The 20376-nt window shown below is 63.2% G+C and carries 19 protein-coding genes; 7 read left to right on the top strand and 12 right to left on the bottom strand.

The window, feature by feature from the left end:
• Positions 1-16 precede the first annotated feature (16 nt).
• On the top strand, positions 17-1123 hold the full coding sequence (gene dnaN, locus IE097_RS12055) for a DNA polymerase III subunit beta (protein ID WP_189461068.1): 1107 nt from the start codon (positions 17-19) through the stop codon (positions 1121-1123).
• A 66-nt stretch (positions 1124-1189) separates the two neighbouring features.
• A complete protein-coding gene (gene gyrB / locus IE097_RS12050) occupies positions 1190-3601 on the top strand; it encodes a DNA topoisomerase (ATP-hydrolyzing) subunit B (protein ID WP_189461066.1) in 2412 nt (803 codons plus the stop codon).
• Between the two features lie 335 nt (positions 3602-3936).
• Here gyrB and IE097_RS12045 read toward each other — a convergent pair whose 3' ends face one another.
• The 8 genes from IE097_RS12045 to IE097_RS12010 all read right to left on the bottom strand — a co-directional run bounded on the left by IE097_RS12045 (position 3937) and on the right by IE097_RS12010 (position 11919).
• Positions 3937-4293: a SpoIIAA family protein gene (locus tag IE097_RS12045; RefSeq protein ID WP_189461064.1), complete on the bottom strand. Its 357-nt coding sequence runs from the start codon at positions 4291-4293 to the stop codon at positions 3937-3939.
• Between the two features lie 361 nt (positions 4294-4654).
• Complete coding sequence (locus IE097_RS12040; protein WP_189461062.1) at positions 4655-5275, bottom strand: YdeI/OmpD-associated family protein; 621 nt, start codon at positions 5273-5275, stop codon at positions 4655-4657.
• Between the two features lie 19 nt (positions 5276-5294).
• The gene (locus tag IE097_RS12035; RefSeq protein WP_189461060.1) at positions 5295-5795 is read right to left on the bottom strand and encodes an SRPBCC family protein; all 501 of its coding nucleotides are present in this window, start codon (positions 5793-5795) and stop codon (positions 5295-5297) included.
• Positions 5785-6129 carry an ArsR/SmtB family transcription factor gene (locus IE097_RS12030; RefSeq protein ID WP_189461058.1) on the bottom strand — a complete coding sequence of 115 codons (345 nt, stop codon included), beginning with the start codon at positions 6127-6129 and terminating at the stop codon, positions 5785-5787. The genes IE097_RS12035 and IE097_RS12030 overlap by 11 nt, the downstream gene beginning before the upstream one ends.
• Before the next feature lie 239 nt (positions 6130-6368).
• Positions 6369-6845: an FKBP-type peptidyl-prolyl cis-trans isomerase gene (locus tag IE097_RS12025; RefSeq protein WP_189461056.1), complete on the bottom strand. Its 477-nt coding sequence runs from the start codon at positions 6843-6845 to the stop codon at positions 6369-6371.
• A 122-nt stretch (positions 6846-6967) separates the two neighbouring features.
• A complete protein-coding gene (locus IE097_RS12020; protein WP_189461054.1) occupies positions 6968-9166 on the bottom strand; it encodes an OsmC domain/YcaO domain-containing protein in 2199 nt (732 codons plus the stop codon).
• 262 nt (positions 9167-9428) lie between these two features.
• Positions 9429-11342: a YncE family protein gene (locus IE097_RS12015; RefSeq protein WP_189461052.1), complete on the bottom strand. Its 1914-nt coding sequence runs from the start codon at positions 11340-11342 to the stop codon at positions 9429-9431.
• Between the two features lie 232 nt (positions 11343-11574).
• Positions 11575-11919, bottom strand: coding sequence for a cupin domain-containing protein (locus tag IE097_RS12010; protein WP_189461051.1), 345 nt, complete (start codon positions 11917-11919; stop codon positions 11575-11577).
• Positions 11920-12236: 317 nt separating this feature from the next.
• Here IE097_RS12010 and IE097_RS12005 point away from each other — a divergent pair, with 317 nt between their 5' ends.
• Entirely contained in the window at positions 12237-12860 is a 624-nt protein-coding gene (locus tag IE097_RS12005; protein WP_189461049.1) for a hypothetical protein, read from the top strand.
• A gap of 6 nt (positions 12861-12866) precedes the next feature.
• On the opposite strand, the gene IE097_RS12000 is transcribed toward IE097_RS12005, so the two are convergent.
• A complete protein-coding gene (locus IE097_RS12000; RefSeq protein ID WP_189461047.1) occupies positions 12867-14129 on the bottom strand; it encodes a DEAD/DEAH box helicase in 1263 nt (420 codons plus the stop codon).
• 237 nt (positions 14130-14366) lie between these two features.
• Here IE097_RS12000 and IE097_RS11995 point away from each other — a divergent pair, with 237 nt between their 5' ends.
• On the top strand, positions 14367-15245 hold the full coding sequence (locus IE097_RS11995; RefSeq protein ID WP_189461045.1) for a DMT family transporter: 879 nt from the start codon (positions 14367-14369) through the stop codon (positions 15243-15245).
• A 118-nt stretch (positions 15246-15363) separates the two neighbouring features.
• Here IE097_RS11995 and IE097_RS11990 read toward each other — a convergent pair whose 3' ends face one another.
• From IE097_RS11990 to IE097_RS11980, 3 genes are all read right to left on the bottom strand, one after another.
• Complete coding sequence (locus IE097_RS11990) at positions 15364-15858, bottom strand: GNAT family N-acetyltransferase (protein WP_189461044.1); 495 nt, start codon at positions 15856-15858, stop codon at positions 15364-15366.
• A 15-nt stretch (positions 15859-15873) separates the two neighbouring features.
• Positions 15874-17112, bottom strand: coding sequence for an AmpG family muropeptide MFS transporter (locus tag IE097_RS11985; protein WP_189461043.1), 1239 nt, complete (start codon positions 17110-17112; stop codon positions 15874-15876).
• Positions 17113-17305: 193 nt separating this feature from the next.
• Positions 17306-18082 (bottom strand): exodeoxyribonuclease III, encoded by a 777-nt coding sequence (locus IE097_RS11980; RefSeq protein WP_189461042.1) that lies wholly within the window; start codon positions 18080-18082, stop codon positions 17306-17308.
• Positions 18083-18221: 139 nt separating this feature from the next.
• On the opposite strand from IE097_RS11980, the gene pyrE reads away from it, so the two are divergent.
• From pyrE to ppgK, 3 genes are all read left to right on the top strand, one after another.
• Positions 18222-18863 carry an orotate phosphoribosyltransferase gene (gene pyrE, locus IE097_RS11975; RefSeq protein ID WP_189461041.1) on the top strand — a complete coding sequence of 214 codons (642 nt, stop codon included), beginning with the start codon at positions 18222-18224 and terminating at the stop codon, positions 18861-18863.
• Between the two features lie 55 nt (positions 18864-18918).
• Positions 18919-19500 (top strand): DUF4124 domain-containing protein, encoded by a 582-nt coding sequence (locus IE097_RS11970; RefSeq protein ID WP_189461040.1) that lies wholly within the window; start codon positions 18919-18921, stop codon positions 19498-19500.
• Between the two features lie 85 nt (positions 19501-19585).
• Positions 19586-20371, top strand: coding sequence for a polyphosphate--glucose phosphotransferase (gene ppgK / locus IE097_RS11965; RefSeq protein WP_229797563.1), 786 nt, complete (start codon positions 19586-19588; stop codon positions 20369-20371).
• The last annotated feature ends 5 nt before the right edge of the window (positions 20372-20376 follow it).

Genomic DNA, 20376 nt, shown 5'->3' with positions numbered 1-20376 from the left:
TCGCGGATGGGATGTCATGCAACTGTTGCAAGCTGAACGCGATGCGCTGCTCAAACCGCTCGCTACGGTCACCGGGATCGTCGAGCGCCGTCATACGCTGCCGATTCTGTCGAATGTGCTGATCCGCAAGGCCGGTGATGCGCTGTCGTTTACCGGTACCGATCTGGAAATCCAGATCGAGAGCCGTCAGAGCGAAGGCTTTTCGGGCGACGATTTCGCGATCACCGTGTCGGCGAAGAAGTTTTCCGACATCCTGCGCGCGATTCCGGACAAGACCGTCGTCAGCCTCGAAGAGGCCGATGGCCGGCTGACGCTGAAGGCCGGCAAGAGCCGCTTCCAGCTGCAGACGCTGCCGGCGGGCGACTTCCCGACGCTGGCGGTCGACACCAACCTGAAGGCGACGCTGCGCATGCCGCAGGGCCAGCTCAAGGCGCTGCTCGGCCGTGTCCAGTACGCGATGGCGCACCAGGACATCCGCTACTACCTGAACGGCCTGTTCGTCGTCACCGAAGGCAGCCACCTCAAGCTGGTCGCCACCGACGGCCACCGTCTCGGCTTCGCCTCGACCGAGCTGTCGGCAAGCTTCGACAAGAACGAAGTGATCCTGCCGCGCAAGACCATCCTCGAGCTGTACAAGCTGCTCGGCGACGTCGACGACGAAGTGGCGATCGACATCGCCGGCAACCAGGTCAAGTTCAGCTTCGGCACCATCGTCATCCATTCCAAGGTCGTCGACGGCAAGTTCCCCGACTACAACCGGGTGATTCCGCAGAACAACGACAAGCTGCTGACCATCGACCGCACCACCCTGCTGTCGTCGCTGCAGCGTGCCGCCATCCTCTCGAACGAGAAATTCCGCGGCGTCCGGCTGGTGCTGACCGAAGGCCTGCTGAAGATCCTCTGCAACAACAACGAGCAGGAAGAGGCGCAGGAAGAAGTCGAAGTCGCCTATCAGGGCGCGCCGCTGGATATCGGCTTCAACATCCAGTACCTGCTCGACGTGCTGACCAACCTGAGTGCCGAAACGCTGCACTTCAGCTTCGGTGACGTGAATTCGTCGGTGCTGGTGACGATTCCGGACAACGAGCACTTCAAGTACATCGTCATGCCGATGCGGATCTAGATCCCCGCATGACGCCGGGCCAGGGCGAACCTGGCCTTTTTGCATTTTCAGAGACACGACGACGATATGAGCGATCTTCCGAACGAGCAGAACGGCCAGGACTACGGCGCGGACAGCATCCGCATCCTCAAGGGGCTGGAGGCGGTCCGCAAGCGCCCGGGCATGTACATCGGCGACACCCAGGACGGCACCGGTCTGCACCACATGGTGTTCGAAGTGCTCGACAACGCGATCGACGAGGCGCTGGCCGGCCACTGCGACACGATCCGGGTCGTGATCCACGCCGACAACTCGATCTCGGTCGAGGACAACGGCCGCGGCATTCCGACCGCGATCAAGGAAGACGACGAGTTCAAGCGCTCGGCCGCCGAAATCGTCATGACCGAACTGCACGCCGGCGGCAAGTTCGACCAGAACAGCTACAAGGTCTCCGGCGGCCTGCACGGCGTCGGCGTCTCCGTCGTCAATGCCTTGAGCGACTGGCTGCGCGTGACCATCCGCCGCGACGGCCACGCCCACAGCATGGAGTTCCGCCGTGGCGAGCGTGTCGATCCGCTCAAGATCATCGGCACCACCGACAAGCGCGGTACCGAGGTGCACTTCCTCGCGTCGGAAGAAACCTTCGGCGTGGTCGAGTTCCACTTCGAAATCCTCGCCAAGCGCATCCGCGAACTCTCCTTCCTCAACAACGGCGTCAACATCACGCTGATCGACCGTCGTCAGGGCAAGGAAGAGAACTTCAACTACACCGGCGGTGTCAGCGGCTTCGTCGAGTACATGAACCGCAACAAGTCGGTGCTGCACCCGCACATCTTCCATGCCATCGGCGAGAAGGACGGCATGACCGTCGAAGTGGCGATGCAGTGGAACGACACCTATCAGGAATCGGTGCAGTGCTTCACCAACAACATTCCGCAGCGTGACGGCGGCAGCCACCTGACCGCGCTGCGTCAGGTGATGACACGCACGCTGAACCAGTACATCGAGCAGGGCGAATTCGCCAAGAAGGCCAAGGTCGAGACCAGCGGCGACGACATGCGCGAAGGCCTGACCTGCGTGCTGTCGGTGAAGATGCCCGACCCGAAGTTCTCCAGCCAGACCAAGGACAAGCTGGTGTCGAGCGAGATCGGCCCGGTCGTGTCCGAAGTCATCAGCCAGGCACTGGCCGACTTCATGCTCGAGAATCCGAACGACGCTAAGATCATCTGCGGCAAGATCGTCGAAGCCGCACGTGCGCGCGACGCCGCGCGCAAGGCGCGCGAACTGACCCGCCGCAAGGGCATCCTCGACGGCATCGGCCTGCCGGGCAAGCTGGCCGACTGCCAGGAGCGCGATCCGGCGCTGTCCGAACTGTATCTGGTCGAGGGCGACTCCGCAGGCGGCTCCGCCAAGCAGGGCCGCGACCGCAAGTTCCAGGCCATCCTGCCGCTGAAGGGCAAGATCCTCAACGTCGAGCGCGCCCGCTTCGACAAGATGCTGTCGAGCCAGGAAGTCGGCACGCTGATCACCGCACTGGGCTGCGGCATCGGCAAGGACGAGTTCAACATCGACAAGCTGCGCTACCACCGCATCATCATCATGACCGACGCGGACGTCGACGGCTCGCACATCCGCACCCTGCTGCTGACCTTCTTCTACCGCCAGCTGCCCGAGCTGGTCGAGCGCGGCTACATCTACATCGCCCAGCCACCGCTGTTCAAGCTCAAGCACGGCAAGAGCGAGACCTACCTGAAGGACGAGGCCGAGCTGAAGCAGCACCTGCTGCGCGCCGCACTCAAGGATGCCGAACTGCTGCCGGGCGAAGGCCGTCCGGGTATCGGCGGTGACGCGCTGGAAACGCTGGCGAAGCAGTATTTCGTCACCGAAGCGGTGATCGAGCGCGAAAGCCGCTTCCTCGACCCGAGCATCCTGCAGGCGCTGCTGATGATCGAACCGATCTCGCTGGGCTCCGAAGCCGAAGCGCGGGACGGCGCGGCCCGCCTGACCGCCGCGGTCAACCATCCGGCGTTCACGATCGAAGCCGCCGCACTCGAGGAAGGCTGGCAACTGAAGATCGAACGCAAGCTGCACGGCGTGATCACCATGCAGTACATCGACGACGACTTCATCCAGAGCGGCGACTACGCCCAGCTGAAAAAGACCGCGCTCGCCCTCGCCGGCCTGCTCGGCCCGGACGCGCAGGTACGCCGCGGCGACAACCGCCAGAAGGCGCCGACCTTCAAGGACGCGCTCGACTGGCTGATCGGCGAAGTACGCCGCAACGTCTCGATCCAGCGCTACAAGGGCCTCGGTGAAATGAACCCCGAGCAGCTGTGGGAAACCACCATGGACGTCAACGTCCGCCGCCTGCTCAAGGTCAGCGTCGACGACGCCATCACCGCCGACGAAATCTTCACCACGCTGATGGGTGACCAGGTCGAGCCGCGCCGGCACTTCATCGAACAGAACGCGCTGGTGGCGCGGAACATCGATATCTGACGTTGTAGGATCCTGTCTAAATCTGGATATTTCCCAAATCTCTGGATTTTTGGGATTTCGTCAAAAGCCCCCTGTTGCAGGGGGCTTTTCGTTTTTTGGTGCTCCCATCAGGAATGGGAGCGTACACGGCCGGTCGTGTACGGCTGTTACTCGAATCTTCCTGATACCCGTTCGGTCTGTGATGCGGCCGGAGCGGCCACTGGCTCCTTCAATGACGTATGGCCACTGTCGTATCGGATAGCTGTCATCGCAGGTATGTAGCAAGCAGGGGGGTACCACGGCATTTCACGCAACGTTGCGAGCTTGGGCCTGTTATGCGGCTAGCCGCGCGGAACTCAGGCGTTGATCCACGTGCGCGCCTGTTCCAGCTCGTTGACGTGGAAGGCTTTGACGTCGGCCTTCGTAAAAAACCGCGCCAGATGCATCGAGGCATGGATCCAGCCTGCGTCGGCCACCACGGCAGCGCGCGTGATCCTACGGGCCAGAGAGAGGCCGAGTGTCATGTCGGTCCATAGCGCCCTTGGCTCGATGCCGGTGAAATGCTCGATACGCTCGAGCACGCGGGTCTTGCCGTTCAGTTCGAGATCGCCACGCATGCGCTCGATGGCTTCGCGCAGATCGCGGTCGGTGATTTTGCCTTCGACGGAAATCTCGATGACCGGGGAAACGGGGTCAGTGTGATACAGGATCATGGCAGGATCCTTCTGCTAGGGAGACGTTGCACGCTCTATACGGATGGACCCGCAGTCGGTCTCATCGTTCCCCTCGAGAGCGAAGCGCAACCTCCGTCGGATTAAATTGGTTTGCTCCGGTTTTCATTGCAAATGGCCGGCTGTTTCCCGGCATGGCGCGGACCGAACGGTCGGGCGCATAACGTCTGCTCCGGCCGACTTGCCGCCAGCCATGAGGAAACGCCGGCTGGTCATCGGCCGATGCAGACTTGACTGTCGGGGCACCAACGTCTGCTTCGGCTCCGTTTCCGTCGGTCGCGAATGGTGGCCTCCCCGAAATGGAAACCACGATCCGGGTACCGCTAACGCTGGAAACGGATCATCACGACTTGGCGTACTTCCAGAAACGTCCTTTCCCCTCCGCGATCCAGGCAAGCGCTTCTTCGATGCGCTTCTCGCGCGTTGCCTCGGTCTTTGCTTCGCCAATCCAGACGTTGTATTCCTTTTGGAATGATGGCGATTTGCTCTCGAAAATCTTGATGATCTCCGGGTTGGCCTGGAGCTTTTCGGCGAATGCCGCAGGTATTCCGACTTCTTTGGGCGTTTTGGGTTCGCGTGCCGGCAGTTTCAGACCTTGTTCATTGAACGCCATTGCTTCCTTGATCCAGGCGGTCAGTTTCTGGTCTGGCGGCAGATCTGCAACCGTCGTCAGCTTGCCCATAAAACGCCTGGCGGCCGGGAGACTATCATTGGCCTTGAGACGCGCGTCGCTCATCAACGCGTCCTTGTAGAAAGTGAAGGAGCAGTGCTTCTTGTAAGCCGCGAAAATGCACATCATGTCGTCCTTGTAGTCGAAATGCGGTCTCCCCCATTTGACCTCCTCGACGACCTCCGGGCACGCTGCGTGGATCAGGTTTCGCAGGTGGGTGAAGATGGGTTTCGCAAAATCTTCGGCCTGTCCGGCGTAGGCATCCACCTTGGGATTGTGTTTTGGCGTGGGCATCGGATCGCTCCTTCACTGCTCAGTTGAGGGTCAAAAGGAGTTCGTCCAGACGCTCCAGCGTCGAGGCCAGACCCTCCTTCAGTCCCATCTGGATGACTTGCTGGAGTGCTTCGGCCGAAGCGTAGGAAACGACCGTCTCGACCAGTGTATGCGTCGCCGCGTCCGAGAAAGTGACATCCCATCCGGATCTGGGCAAATCGGGATTGAGTGCGCCGGTGGCGTCGCAAAAGCCGTCCAGTGCGGTGTAATTGTCGATGGGGCGAATCGTTTGATAGTCCGTGCGCCCCCAGTATTCCTGGCCATCGGGTTCCACCATCGCGTAGTGCCAATGCCCACCTTCGCGAAAATCCATAAAACTGGTTTTCGTGGTTAACGGTTTGGGGGCAAACCACCGATCAAGCAGTTCGCTCTTGGTGTAGCAGTCCCACACCAGTTGGCGTTTGGCAGCAAACTCCCGTTTGATCGTGATGGTGTTTTTCTCTTTGTTAACGAGGAAGTCAAATTGAAGCTCAGCTTTCATCTGTTTCTCCTTGCAGGTCGGTTAACAACTGATCCAGATTTTCGTATCGGCTTTCCCAGGCTGCACGCTGCTCGTCAAACCACTTTTCGGCAGCGGTCAAGTTCCCGCGTTTGAGTTTGCAGGTCCGCACCCGCCCTACCTTTTCGGATGCAATCAAACCACTGCTTTCGAGCACCTTGATGTGCTTCAAGAACGACGGCAGTCCCAACCCGAACGGTTCTGCAAGTTCCTTGATCGATGCGGGGCCTCTACCCAGCCTTGCAATCACCGAGCGCCTGGTGGGGTCGGCCAGCGCGTGGAACACGCCGTTGAGCGATGTCGAATAGTTTTCCATGTAGCAAACTATACCAGCATGGTTTTCTTTCTGGAAAACTATTTGACGAATCCGGGCCCGGAATCGCGGGCAATGACCATCGCGGCATGTGGCGGATGTTTGCTCGCTGGCCGGCACTTCGGGGAGACATCCAGGCCGTTCTGGAAGTGGTGGTTCGGCTTGACTTGCAGCCCGCTGCAAGTAAAAAGCCCTCCGATTGCGGAGGGCTTTTTCTGAGGCCTGTGGCGCAGCAAACGGGCTCAGTGGTGATGCCCGTGTTCGCCATGCACATGCTGGTGGGCGATTTCCTCGGCGCTGGCTTCGCGCACGCTCAACACCTTGATGCCGAAACGCATGGCCTTGCCGCACAGCGGGTGGTTGCCGTCGAGCAGCACGACCGGGCCCTTGATCTTGGTGACAAAGTAGTAGCGCGGCTCGCCGTCCGGGCCGGGGCGCTGGATCTGGCCGCCGACCTTGATGCCGGGCGGGAAGTCGGCCTTGGGCATGCTGGTGACCAGCGCTTCGTCGCGCTCGCCGAACGCGTCCTCAGTAGCCAGCGCCACCGTGGTCTGGAAACCGGCTTCCTGGCCTTCCAGCGCGGCTTCCAGTTTGGCGAACAGGTTGTCGTAGCCGCCGTGCAGGTAGGCCATCGCTTGCTTGCCGTCGTCGTAGACGATGCCGTCGGCGCCGGTGACTTTCAGGCTCAGGGTGACGGCGGTGTTCTTGGTGATCTTCATGATGCGTACGGGCTGAATGGAAGGCCGAAAGGGTCGCGCTTCTGTCCTGGAGTGTCAACCCGCGGCGACGGGCCGCGCTGGCGGTCATTGCGGGCTTGTGACCCGCAATGAACTGCGCTGCACTAGCGGGCTGCCGCCCTGGCGCGCGCCGCGTGCAGTTTGCGGTAGCTGTCGATCAGCCGCTGGTGCCGGTCCAGCCCTTCCAGTTTCATGCTGGTCGGCGTCAGGCCGTAGAAGCGCACGCTGCCGTCGACCGACCCGAGCACCGCGTCCATGCGCTCGTTGCCGAACATCCGGCGGAAGTTGGCTTCGTAATCGACCAGTTCCAGTTCGTCGTCGAGCAGCACTTCGAGCACCACGTTCAGCGCCTGATAGAACAGCCCGCGTTCGAGCGTGTTGTCGTTGTACTGCAGGAAGGCGCCGACCAGATCGTGCGCCGCTACAAATCGTTGCCGCGCGAGATAGATCAGCAGCTTCAGTTCCAGAATCGTCAGCTGGCCCCAGACGGTGTTCTCGTCAAACTCGATGCCGATCACGGTGCCGATATCGGTGTATTCGTCGGTGTCGCAGTCTTCCAGACGCTTCAGCAATGCGGTCAGCGCTTCATCGTCAAGGCTGTGCAGGTTCAGGATGTCGGCGCGCAGCGGCAGTGCCTTGTTGGTGTTGTCCCAGACCAGATCGTCGACCGGATAGATTTCCGAGTAACCCGGCACCAGTATCCGGCAGGCGGTGGCGCCCAGCTGGTCGTACACCGCCACATAGGCTTCCTTGCCGAGGTCTTCGAGAATGCTGAATAGCGTCGCGGCCTCGTCGGTGTTGGAGTCCTCGCCGTGGCCGGAGAAGTCCCATTCGACGAAATCGTACTGCGATCTGGAACTGAAAAAACGCCACGAGACGATGCCGCTGGAGTCGATGAAGTGTTCGACGAAGTTGTTCGGCTCGGTCACCGCGTGGCTTTCGAACGTCGGTCGCGGCAGATCGTTCAGGCCTTCGAAACTGCGGCCCTGCAGCAGCTCGGTCAGGCTGCGCTCGAGCGCGACTTCAAGGCTCGGGTGCGCGCCGAACGAGGCAAACACGCCGCCGGTGCGCGGGTTCATCAGGGTCACGCACATCACCGGGTAGACGCCACCGAGCGATGCGTCCTTCACCAGTACCGGAAAGCCTTGTTCTTCCAGCCCCTGAATCCCGGCGACGATGCCGGGGTACTTGGCGAGCACGTCGGCCGGCACGTCGGGCAGGGTGATTTCGCCCTCCAGAATCTCGCGCTTGACCGCGCGCTCGAAGATTTCCGACAGGCATTGCACCTGCGCCTCGGCCAGCGTGTTGCCGGCGCTCATGCCGTTGCTGACGAACAGGTTCTCGACCAGATTGGACGGGAAATACACCGTTTCGCCGTCGGACTGGCGCACGTAGGGCAGCGAACAGATGCCGCGCGCGGTGTTGCCCGAGTTGGTGTCGTACAGGTGCGAGCCCTTCAGTTCGCCATCGGGGTCGTAGATGTCGCGACAGTAGTCGTCGAGGATTTCCACCGGCAGTGCGTCATCCGGGCCGGGCTGGAACCAGCGCTCGTCCGGGTAATGTACGAACGCCGCATTGGCGATGTCCTCGCCCCAGTAGCTGCCGGCGTAGAAATGGTTGTTGCTGATTCGCTCGATGTACTCGCCCAGCGCCGACGCCAGCGCGCTTTCCTTGGTCGATCCCTTGCCGTTGGTAAAGCACATCGGCGAGTGCGCGTCACGGATGTGCAGCGACCAGACATTGGGGACGATATTGCGCCACGAGGCGATCTCGATCTTGATGCCGAGATTGGCCAGCACGCCCGACATGTTGGCGATGGTCTGCTCGAGCGGCAGATCCTTGCCGGTGATGTAGGTGCTCGCTTCGGTGTCCGGATTCAGCGTCAGCAAGGCCTGGGCGTCGGCGTCCAGATTGGCGACTTCCTCGATCACGAACTCGGGGCCGGCCTGCACGACCTTTTTCACCGTGCAGCGCTCGATCGAGCGCAGGATGCCCTGACGGTCCTTGGCGGAAATGTCCTCCGGCAGCTCGACCTGGATCTTGAAGATCTGCTGGTATCGGTTTTCCGGGTCGACGATGTTGTTCTGCGACAGCCGGATGTTCTCGGTCGGAATGCCGCGGGTATTGCAGTACAGCTTGACGAAGTAGGCCGCGCACAAGGCCGACGACGCCAGGAAGTAGTCGAACGGCCCCGGCGCCGAGCCGTCGCCCTTGTAACGGATCGGCTGATCGGCGATTACCGTGAAGTCGTCGAACTTGGCTTCAAGACGAAGCTTGTCGAGAAAGTTGACCTTGATTTCCATGCAAAAACCCCAGAATGGCGCACTCGATTTGGTCGCCATTATCCGGGTTTTCCCAGCCGGTATCCGGTGTTTCGCTGCGATGGCAGCTGGCCGGCACCACGCCACTTCGCTGGCAAATCGCAGTTTGTTCCGTGCTCGCCGGGCACTCGACGGTGTGCAGATTCGGGCGCCGGGAGCACCGGCCAGCGCCCGGTGCATGTACGACCGGAACGGCGCAGCGAGGACGTCAGCGGTTCAACGGCCTCGCCGCATCGTGGTGCGACTAGCTCTTTGCGGGTTTGGTGCTGGACACCTTCGGGGGGGAAACCGGGGTGCCGGCTTGCTGCGCCTTCGTCTGCGGAACGGCCAGACTGGTGCCGTCAGGCAGCATGACCGATGCATTGCGCAGTTCGACAAAATTGTCGTCGATCACGCCGAGCTGGCCTTTCAGCAACAGCGTGCTCATGCCATCGAGCTTGCGTGCCTGTGTTGCCGGCATCGGCACGCCGATGGGTACACCCTGCCACGTGCCCGAAAAATAGCTGTTGTCAGCGTCATAATCGACGACGCTGATCTCCATCTCGAAGGGCTGGGAAAGCTTGGCGACGCGCGCCTTGTACTCCGAAGTCGATTCGTACTTGTCCTTCTTGAGCGCCTGCATGAACTGCTGCTGGTTGCCGGGTGCTCCGCCAAGCGCCACACGCCAGCCTTTGGAGATCCAGACCGACTGGCCGTCGCGGCTCTCGGACGAAGTCATGATCGTAAAGGCGTCATCAAAGCCGAAGCCGCCGGGCAGCTCCTGCGCCAGATTGCCGGATTCCAGATCATAGATTTGCGTCACGTCCCCTTCTTTGGCGCTCCAGCCGGAAGGACCGACTGAAATGAATCTGGGGTTGGTGCGGAGGCGCTGAATTTGTACTGCGTCGCCGCGCAGCTTGGTGCTAATGCGTTTACGCACCTGAAGCGTGGCCGCATCCAGGACCGCCAGTTCGCCATTACCCGGCTGGAAAATCCATGCGATGTCGCCATCACTTCGAAGGTTCCCGCTGCTGGCCAGAATGCTCTGCTGGCAGTCCGGCAGTGTGACGCGCGTCGGCGGTGTGGTGATGAACACATGGTTTTGCGCGTCCGCCAGCATCCAGCTATACATCCCGGCACGTGGCAATTCGCAGAGCATCCTGCCCTGCTGCAGATCCCAGACGCGATATGGCGCGCTGTCGTTGTCGCTGACCCATGAAATGACATAGGGAAGCTGGCCGAGCCATGTATAGAAAACCGCCCCCCACTCTTCTTTGGGGCGTCTGGTGTCACCGACAAATTGCGAAACACGCTGCCCGTCCACGTAATAGCTGACCGACGACCCATGGCTAGCCTGCACTTCGAGTTTGCCATTGGCATTCAGTCTGGATTCGCAACGCTCGAAACGCTCTCCGGATAAATCCAGCTGTTGAAGTAGCGTGCCCCGCTGGTCGTAAATCGTGATGCCTTTGCAGTATTTAACCGGGTAGTAGGACGCGTGGCTTGCACGGACTTTGCCTTCATATGCATAGACTTGGTATTCAGCACCGTTCCACGAGGCCAGCCGTGTTCCCTGAACATCGATCAGCTCGGTCAGTTTTTGGGGGCCCGAATCAGTCAGGATCAATGTGTCGGGACCGGCGAACTGTATGAACCAACTGCCGTCGGTCGACAGTCCGTCGCGCACGACGCGCTCGGCGCCGCCGGCCGCTGGCCGCAGCACCAGCTGTCTGGATGAATTGATGTAAGCCAGCTGGCGCCCATCATTGGAGACCGTGACGAAGCTTTTGCCAGAAATGCTAAATGCTTCGCCCCCTTGCGAGGTCGTCGTACGCTCCAGTTGGCGGCGGTTGAAAACGAGTCGGTTTGCCATTTCCTTTGGCGGCGTCAGCAACCGGATTTCGTCGTCTTGTGCCTGTTTTTGCGTTGCTGCAGCCTGCTGCCTTTTAACGGCTTCCTGCTGTTTCTTTCGCGCTTCCGCCGCATCGCGTTGAGCGCTCTCGTTCGCCTCTTGCTCACGGCGCTGCGCATTGTCGCTGTCGATTTTCTGCGCCAATGGTTGAAGTTGCTGGAGGCTTTTCGTGATCGCGTTCCAGTCCGTCGCGTGAGCCTGTGTGAAAGAAAATGCAAGGGTCAATGAGGTGGTGATTTTTAAACTTACCAGTTTGCGCGATTTCACCCTCATCTCCGATCTGTGTTTTTTGTGTTTTGTATTCTAATTCAAAAGGAAAAAACTGAAGAACCTGCAGCTGGCACCGGATGTGTGATGGCAACATAATTTTTCAAACGTTGAAAGATACTGTGCCGGGTCGGTGCTGCTCCGTTGTCGGGATGACACCGAATCTTGAGTGTGAAGGACAAATGTCTCTGTCCACGTTGGCGTCCGAGGTTGTGTTCCGAAACGCCGGCGATCATTGCTGCCTGACGATGTCGACCGAGATCTCCACGGCCGGAATCGTGCCGCGGTTTTCCAGCCAGTGCGTGGTGTGCCTGTCCTCGGGCCAGCCCGCGCCGGGCCCGTAGTCGGTGGCGACGCCGTTGCGGTGGTCGGTGATCGTGCCCTGCAGGATGTAGACGGTGCCGGGCCGGTCGACGTGGCTGTGTACCGGGCCAAAGACACCGCCGGGATCGATGGTGACGAGGCGCATCCGCAGCTGACGCCCGGTCATGCCGTCGATTTCCGGCCCCAGGTCGACCGTGGCCAGCAACTGCACCGACACGCCCTTCGTTTCGGGACAACCCGGTTCGTCATTCATCGCTCGCTCCTCGCGTTGTGCCGGGGCATCGTGTTTCGCACGCATGGTCGCGTTCGCGGGGCGGTCCGGCGCACATGCCCCTGCTTCAACGTTAGTTGCTGTCGGAGTGCGGGCAAGCATGCCATCAGGCCTGGCCGCTATCGGCTGCCGAACGGCGGCTGGCGTTCAGGCGGAATCGGGCGACGCACGCGATGCTGCTGACGGGGCGGACGAGTAACCGCGTCTTTGTGGGCAGAATGCCGCAGTGCCCCGGTCCGGCATCGGTCCGTTCGGGAAATTGAATTACATTGTATGCAAACTGACTTGCGAGGCAGGCAATGCCATTGGCACCGGCGGATTCCGAAGAAGCAAAAGGCGGCAGTGTCTGGATCAACGCCCACACGGCAGGGACGATCTACCAGCTGCTGCTGACGGACCAGAACCACTTCACCGGCAAGTACTGCTGCATCATCAACGACATCCGCAAGCTGTACCGGATTGGCGCACTGGCCACGCTGAACGAGACGCAGGGCGGCTCGCTGGTGTTCAAGGGCGGTCACGTCGAAGTCGCCGACCGGAAGATGTTCTACACCTTCTGGCGGGCACTGGTGCTGAACGGCGACGTCAAGGGCGGTTCGCGCCAGGGCGCCTCGTCACACCAGAGTGATGACGAGCAGTTCGAAATCCTGTTCCCGAACCGCTGGGGCAACCTGTTGTTCGGTACCCGCAACGGCGGCACCTGGTTCCAGACCGAAGCCTACGGTTTTACCGACAAGAGCTGGTGGAACGGCTCCAAGGATTCGCTCGGCCACGCGAGTACCACGGTGCAGCACTACGCGACCAAGTGGACGCCGATGGTCGCGACCCGGCAGGTCGGCACCTGCGGTTACTCGACATATACCGAGAAGGAAGGCACCCAGTTACGGGTACCGTTCGGCCTGTGTCCGAACGAACCGGACTGAGCCGGGCTAGCTGTCCTGCGGGCCCCTGCCGGCAGCTTCGCGGAGCTTGTCCTTCTTGCTTTTGCGTTTGCCCTTGATGCCGCCGGTCCCCTGCGGGTCGGTCACGCCGGCCGCCGGTGCGGTTTCGGCCGGCTCGAAGCCGGCAATCCGTTCGCGCGGCACGCGCTGCTGCTGGCGGTTTTCGATCAGCCGGAAGTGCGCTTCGGTCGCGGCGCTGACGAAGCTGATCGCAACGCCGGATTCGCCGGCGCGGCCGGTGCGGCCGATCCGGTGCACGTAGTCGGTCGGCGAGCGCGGCAGGTCGTAGTTCACCACGGCCGGCAGCCGGTCGATGTCGATGCCGCGCGCTGCGACGTCGGTGGCGACGACCACCTGCCAGCGCGCGGCCTTGAAGTCGGCGAGCACCTGTTCGCGCCGGCCCTGGCCGAGTTCGCCGTGGAACGGTGCGGCGTCGATGCCGGCGCGGTAGAGCTTGTCGGCCAGATTGTCGGCTGCGTTCTTGCTGGCGACGAACACGAGTACCTGCGACCACCGGTGCTCGGCAATCAGCGCCTTGAGCAGCGCCGTGCGCCGGGTGGCGTCGACCTCGATCGCGCGCTGGTGGATCTGCGCGGCGCGGGTGGCTTCCGCTTCGATTTCGATTCGCGCCGGATCGCGCAGCAGTGCGTCGGTCAGTTTTTGCACCGCCGGCGGGAAGGTCGCCGAAAAGCACAGGTTCTGCCGCTGCGGCGGCAGCAGCGCGAGGATGCGGTCCAGCTCGTCGGCAAAGCCGAGGTCGAGCAGCCGGTCGGCCTCGTCGAGTACCAGCGTGGCGACGTCGTTGAGCTTCAGCGCATTGTGGTCGACCAGATCGAGCAGCCGGCCCGGCGTGGCGACGACGATGTCGGCACCGCCGCGCAGCCGCAGCATCTGCGGGTTGATCGACACGCCACCGACCGCGACGACGACCTTGGGCGGTTCGGCGACGTGTTCGCAGACATCGCGCAGCACGTCGCCGACCTGCGCCGCCAGTTCGCGCGTCGGCACCAGCATCAGCGCGCGCAGCCGGCGCGGCTTCTCGCCCGGCCGCATCGCCTGCAGCACCCGTTGCAGCAGCGGCAGCACGAAGGCGGCGGTCTTGCCCGAACCGGTCTGCGCCTGCGCCCGTACGTCGCGCCCCTGCAGGATCGGCGGAATCGCGGCGGCCTGGACCGGCGTCGGCGCGGTGAAGCCGTGCTCGCGGACGGCGTGGACGAGGGCGGGCGAGAGGCCGAGGCGGGCAAAGGGCATGGCGGATTTCCGGTGGGTGCGGCGCGAGGCCGGAGTCTAGCGCGTTGTGGCCTGCACCGTACGCCTCGCCGTGGCGTTTTCCGGCGCAACGGTGGCGTGAAAAGTCGCAGGCCGTTGCCTGCAGCGTGGTCGCGATCGTTGCCGGCCGCAAGAAACGGATGGCAGGGCGACGGGCGATGGTGGATGCTGTCGGCAGCCACGCGCCTGTTGCGGTGGCCGTCGACTTCCGGAGCATCCATGCCCCCTGTCCTGCTGATGTTGCTGCTGGCCGCGCTGTGGGGCGCGTCCTTCCTGTTCATGCGCGTGGCGGCGCCGGTGCTCGGCCCGGTGTGGCTGATCGGGCTGCGCGTGCTGGTGGCGTCGCTGTTCCTGCTGGCGGTGGCGGCCGGTACGCGGCGGGCCTTGCAGCGACCGAACGCACGGCACTATCTGGTGCTCGGGCTGTTCAACACCGGGCTGCCCTTCCTGTGCTACGGCTTTGCCGCGCTGAGCCTGCCGGCGTCGATGATGGCGATCCTGAACGCGACGGCGCCGATCTGGGGCGTGCTGATCGGCTGGCTCTGGCTGGGCCAGCGTCCCGGTGCCAGCGTCGTTGCCGGGCTGATGCTCGGGATCGTCGGCGTGGCCGTACTGGTCGGCGGCGGACGTTTCGATGTCGCGGCGTTGCCGGCGGTGGCCGCCTGCCTGATGGCGACGCTCGGTTACGCGATCGCCAGCCACTACAGCAAACGTTATGCGCAGGGCCTGACCGCGTTCGAAGCCGCGCACGGCAGCATGTGGGGCGCGGTGTTGTGGATGGCGCTGCCGCTGCTGGCGGTACCGGTGCCGGCCACCCCGTTGCCGTCGGTGTGGTTGGCGGTGCTGGCGCTGGGCGTGCTTTGCACCGGCGCTGCCTACCTGATGTATTTCCGGCTGATCGCGACGATTGGCGCTGCGCAGGCGCTGACGGTGACCTTTTTGATTCCGGTCTTCGGCGTGCTGTGGGGCGCACTGTTCCTCGGCGAGCGGCTGGGGCCGGGCGCGTTCGGCGGCGCATTGTTGGTGCTGGCCGGCACCGCGCTGGTCACCGGCTTCGTGCCGGCACGGTTGAAGCGCAGTTGGGCGCCTCGCGGCTGATTGGAGCAGCCAGCAAAACTCAGCGTAGTGGTGCTGGCAAGGCGTGCGAAGCGCAGACAGTACAAGCAGGTACGACAAGCGAGCACAACGCCGCGAGCAGCGTTTTGTTGGCTGCCTCCTAGAGGCGACGGCCGACGATGATCAGATCGCGCTCGATGCCGTCGAGCACTGCCACGCCGGGCAGGTGGCCCCAGGTGGAAAAGCCGAAGCGCTCGAACAATGCGAGGCTGGGCGCGTTGTGACCGAAGATGAAGCCGAGCAGCGTGTCGACGCCGATCGCCGGTGCGTGCGCAATCGCCGCTTCGAGCAGATAGGTGCCGAGGCCACGGCCGCGATACGCATCAGCGATATAGATGCTCAGCTCGCAGGTGCGGTTGTATGCCGGGCGGCCATAGAACGACGAGTAGCTGAGCCAGCCGGCGATGCGGCCGTCGATCTCGACAACCCACAGCGGCCGGAAATCCGCCGTGTGTTCGGCGAACCATGCCTCGCGGCTGGCGACGCTGACCGGCTCGGTATCGGCAGTGACGATGCGCGACGGTACGGTGCTGTTGTAGATGGCGACGATCTGCTCTAGGTCGGCGCGGGTGGCAAGGCGGTGCTGGTAAGTCATGGGTGCGGCCGTGGATCAGTTGACGTCGAGTTCGCGGATGCGTGCGCGCATCGCCCACACCAGCAGCACGCCGGGTACGCCGGCGGCGACCGAGAACACAAAGAAATCGGCCCAGCCCAGCTGCGCGACCAGATAGCCGGCCGCCGGGCCAACGTAGACGCGACCGAATGCCGCCAGCGCCGACAGCAGTGCGTACTGGGTCGCGGTGAAGCGCGGATTGCACAGGCTCATCAGCAGCGCGACCGCCGCCGTCGTGCCCATGCCGCCGGCGAGGTTCTCGAAAGCGATCGCGGCGAACAGCAGCGTGTGGTCGGGGGCGCCGGCCTGGGCGATGAACCAGTGGCCGGCGTTCGTCAGCGCCTGCAGCACGCCGAAGACCAGCAGCGAGCGGTACAGGCCGAGCCTGACCATCCACGCGGCACCGAGAAAACCGCCGACGATGGTCGCGATCAGCCCGAACACCTTGTTGGCCTCGCCGATGATCGCCTTGCTGTAACCCATGTCGAGCAGGAATTTGGTCGACAGCGAGCCGGCGAACGCGTCAGACAGTTTGTAGGCGATCACCAGCGCCAGCAGCAGCCAGGCACCACGGCGCGAAAAGAACTCCTTCCACGGCTCGACCACGGCTTCCTGCAGCGACTTCGGCGGGCGCGCGTCGGTCTGCGGCTCGGGCGAAAAGAAGGTGAACACCGCCAGCAGCGCGACAATCGCCGCCATCAGCCAGTAGGTCTGCTGCCAGTTGAACACGGTGTCGGCGAGGATCAGTGCGCCGGCGCCGCTGGTCAGCATCGCCATCCGGTAGCCGAACACGCCGACCGCTGCTGCTGCCCCGCGCTCCTCGTGATGGACCAGTTCGGTGCGATAGGCGTCGATCGCGATGTCCTGCGTCGCCGAGAAGAACGCGACCAGCAGCGCCAGCACCGCGTAGGTGGCGAGATGCTCGGCCGGATTCAGCCCGCCCATCGTCGCGATCACCGCGGCGAGCAGCAGTTGCATGACCATCATCCAGCCGCGACGCCGTCCCGGCGGAATCGGGAAGCGGTCGAGCAGCGGCGACCAGAGGAATTTCCACGTGTACGGCTGGCCGACGAGGGTGAACCAGCCGATGGTCTTGACGTCGAGTCCGGCGTCCGAGAGTACCGCCTGCAGCGTCGAGCCGGTCAGCGCCAGCGGCAGCCCCGACGCGAAACCGATGAACATCGCCGCGGCGATGCGGCGGTTGGTGAAGACGGCAAAGTAGTCGCGGAAGGCCATGGGGAACCGGGGCAGATCGAGTGCGGTTATCGTACGCCTGATTGATGGCGTCGCCCGCCTCGGTCGGCGAGCGTGCCGAAGCGGATCGTTTTCGTCCGAAGCGCGGAAACCGGCATGGACGTGCAAGCCCATGAGGATTTCGTGCACCGGACGGCGGCGAGCTGCACCGGCGCAGCCACCGAATCAGGCAGGATCAGAACGGGTAGTTGTAGTCGATGACCAGTGGCGCATGGTCGGAGAACTTGACGTCCTTATAGACGAAGCCCGATTTCGCGGTCGCCGCCAGTGCCGGCGTGGCGACGTGGTAGTCGATGCGCCAGCCGACGTCCTTGGCGTAGGCCTGGCCGCGGTTACTCCACCAGGTGTAGCCGGCGACATCGGGGTAGAGCGTGCGCCAGACGTCGACGAGCTTCAGTTCGCTGAAGACCTCGCCGATCCACTTGCGCTCCTCGGGCAGGAAACCCGAGTTCTTCAGGTTGCCCTTCCAGTTCTTCAGGTCGATCTCGTTGTGGGCGATGTTCCAGTCGCCGAGCACGACGACGTCGCGGCCGGAGGCGGCCAGCTGCGCCAGATGCGGCCAGAACTTGGCCATGAAATCGAACTTCACCTGCTGGCGTTCTTCCGAGCTGGAGCCGGACGGCAGGTAGAGCGAGATCACCGACAGATTGCCCCAGCGCGCTTCAAGGTAACGGCCCTCGGCGTCGAACTCGGCGATGCCGAGGCCTTCGATCAGCTCGTCCGGCGGGCGGCGGCAGTACAGGCCGACGCCGCTGTAGCCTTTCTTCTCGGCGTAGTGGAAGTAGCCGGTATAGCCATCGGGCGTGCGCATCGCGTCGGACAGGTCGGGTGCCTGGGCCTTGAGCTCCTGCAGGGCGACGACGTCGGCGTCCGATTCGCGGCTCAGCCAGTCGAGGAAGCCCTTGGTGGTGGCCGAACGGATGCCGTTGAGGTTGGCGCTGACGATACGCATTGCTGCTCCTTGGACGGCGGGCCGGCTTGACCCGCGTGATATGCTGTTTTTCGTCACACGGTACCGAAAATGGTCAGCTTTTTACTTACAAGTGGCTGAACATTTGACGGTCGTATTACCATTGATCAGGAGTGAAGCCATGTCCGATTTCCGCCGGGAATTCATCGAATTCGCCGTGGCACAGAACGTGCTTTTGTTTGGCGAGTTTATCACCAAAGCCGGGCGCACCTCGCCGTACTTCTTCAATGCGGGGCTGTTCAGCGACGGTGCGTCGGTCGGTGAACTGGCGCGCTGCTACGCGCAGGCCGCGCTGGCGTCGAAGGTCGAATTCGACGTGCTGTTCGGGCCGGCCTACAAGGGCATCGTGCTGGCGGCGGCGACGGCGGTGAAGCTGGCCGAAGCCGGCCACAACGTGCCGTTTGCGTTCAACCGCAAGGAAGCCAAGGACCACGGCGAAGGTGGCGTGCTGGTCGGCGCGCCGCTGAAAGGCAAGGTACTGATCATCGATGACGTGATCTCGGCCGGGACCAGCGTGCGCGAATCGGTGAACCTGATCCGTGCCAATGGTGCGGAGCCGGCCGGTGTGCTGATCGCGCTGGACCGGATGGAGCGCGGCACCGGCGCACTGTCGGCGGTGCAGGAAGTGGAACAGCAGTTCGGCATTCCGGTGATCCCGATCGCGACGCTGAACGATCTGGTGGGGTATCTGGAACACGGTGAGGGCATGGCCGACAAACTGGCCAGGGTTCGCGAATACCGCGCCCAGTACGGCATCGCATAAGGGCCTGCAAGGGGGCCGGCGGCCGGGGCGCGCATAACGACAAGAGGATGATGTGATGCGTGGGGTGGTTCTGGGTTTGATGCTGGTAGCGCTGTCGGCGCAGGCGGCACCGATGTACCGCTGGGTCGACGAGAGCGGCAACGTGCAGTTCAGCGACAAACCGCCAGCCAATGCGCCCAAGAGCGGCGTGTCCGAGCTCGACAAGCGCGGTATGGTCAAGCGCGGGCCGGAAAAGCAGCTGTCCGACGAAGAGCGTGCGCGCCAGCAGACGGAAGCGCAGCAACGCAAGGACGCGCAGCGGCGCGACAAGGCGCTGCTGCAGTCGTTTTCCAAGCCCGAGGAGATCGACCTGTTGCGCGACCGGCAGGTCGAGGCGCTGCAGGGCGGGTTGCAGACCAACCAGCTGCGCCGCCAGAGCATCGAGCAGCGGCTGGCGCGCCAGCAGCAGCAGCAGCAGCGGCTGCTCAAGGCCAAGAAAGCCGTCCCGGCCGACCTCGATGCCGAAATCGCGGTCAGCCAGAAGGAGCTGGCCGACCTCGACGCCGACTCGAAGAACAAGCTGGCCGACATCGACGCGGTGAAGCGCCGCGCCGACGCCGACAAGAAGCGGCTGGCCGAACTGCGCGGGCCGAATTGATCCCGGGCAGGGTGGCGGCATTCCCGGCTTGACATTGGCGCCCGTGGCAGCGATCTTCGCGCGATCGACAGACGAGGACGAAGGCATGGCGCGCACAGCAGCAGCGGTGACGGTATTGGGCATCGACATCGGCGGCACCGGCATCAAGGGCGCACCGGTCAACGTGCTCACTGGCGAGTTGCTGGCCGAGCGCCACAAGATCGATACGCCGCAACCGTCGACGCCCGAGGCTGTCGGCCGGGTGGTCCGCGAGCTGGTCGGACATTTCGGCTGGACCGGGCCGATCGGCTGTACCTTTCCGGCCATCGTCCACAACGGCGTGACGCTGTCGGCAGCCAACGTCGACCGGACCTGGCTCAATGCCCCGGCCGAGCGCATCCTCGCCGACGCGACCGGCCTGCCGCTGACGCTGGTCAACGACGCCGATGCCGCGGGTCTGGCCGAAGCGCAGTTCGGCGCCGCGCACGGTCGCGGCGGCAAGGTCGTCGTCATCACCCTCGGGACCGGCATCGGTTCGGCGCTGATCGTCGACGGCCGGCTGATCCGCAATACCGAGTTCGGCCACCTGATCTTCCCGAAGGACACGATCGCCGAGAAGTACTGCTCGGCGAAGGCCAAGGAGGATCTCGGCCTCAAGTGGAAGGACTACACGCCGCGGCTCAACGACTACCTGCGCCACCTCGACCTGCTGCTGTCGCCCGATCTGGTGATCATCGGCGGCGGCATCAGCCGCAAGGCCGACAAGTTCATTCCCGACCTGACCGGCCTGCGCTACGAAGTGGTGCCGGCCACGCTGCAGAACAATGCCGGCATTGTCGGTGCGGCGGTCGAAGCGGCACGCTGCGCTGCCCTGGCTGCGCCGGCCGCTTGAGCGCT

Source organism: Jeongeupia chitinilytica (genome assembly GCF_014652315.1).
Classification (GTDB): domain Bacteria; phylum Pseudomonadota; class Gammaproteobacteria; order Burkholderiales; family Chitinibacteraceae; genus Jeongeupia; species Jeongeupia chitinilytica.
Note: the sequence above shows the minus strand (reverse complement) of the source record. Positions and strands in the feature narration are given on the sequence as shown.